The 511-nt window shown below is 63.0% G+C and carries 2 pseudogenes; one reads left to right on the top strand and one right to left on the bottom strand.

Features of this window, described 5'->3' with window-relative positions:
• Nucleotides 1-12 precede the first annotated feature (12 nt).
• Nucleotides 13-249 (top strand): annotated as a pseudogene (locus U8L64_RS00085) (aldehyde dehydrogenase family protein); the annotation flags it as partial.
• Nucleotide 250: 1 nt separating this feature from the next.
• Here U8L64_RS00085 and U8L64_RS00080 read toward each other — a convergent pair.
• A pseudogene (locus tag U8L64_RS00080) lies at nt 251-511 on the bottom strand (M3 family metallopeptidase); the annotation flags it as partial.

Below are 511 nucleotides of genomic sequence, written 5' to 3'. Positions count from 1 at the left end.
AAAATGTTCTAAAAGTTTCTGTCTTACATGGACATCGCCCTGATGGAAGGCGGGCTGTTCCTCACGGGCGGCGCGGCGGAGAAGCTCGATGGCGTTCTGGCCAGCGGTTTCTACGTGCAGCAGTCCCTGATCAATGGCCTCAACAAGATGCGCGTGTTGAAGGAGGAAATCTTCGGGCCTGTGTTGGCCGTCACCCCCTTCAAGGACGAAGCCGAAGCGCTGGCGATCGCCAACGACACCGAGTTCGGTGCGGCAGGCGTTCGCCGGTCTGGTAGTGGCCGGAGATGTGCGCCAGGCCTTCGGGGTCCCAGCACCAGTTCTCCATGAACTGGCTCGGCAGCTCCACCGCATCCCAGGCCACGCCGTTGATGCCGAGGCGCCGGCGTGCTCGACCTGGGTGAGCAGGTGATGCAGGCCGTGGCCGAATTCGTGGAACAGCGTGGTGACCTCATCATGGGTCAGCAGCGCCGGGCGCTCGCCCACCGGCGGAGTGAAGTTGCAGACCAGGTTG

Source organism: Pseudomonas sp. FIP_A4, from assembly GCF_036701605.1.
GTDB lineage: Bacteria > Pseudomonadota > Gammaproteobacteria > Pseudomonadales > Pseudomonadaceae > Stutzerimonas > Stutzerimonas phenolilytica.
The sequence above is the reverse complement of the archived record's forward strand: the minus strand, read 5'-3'. Positions and strand labels throughout refer to the sequence as shown.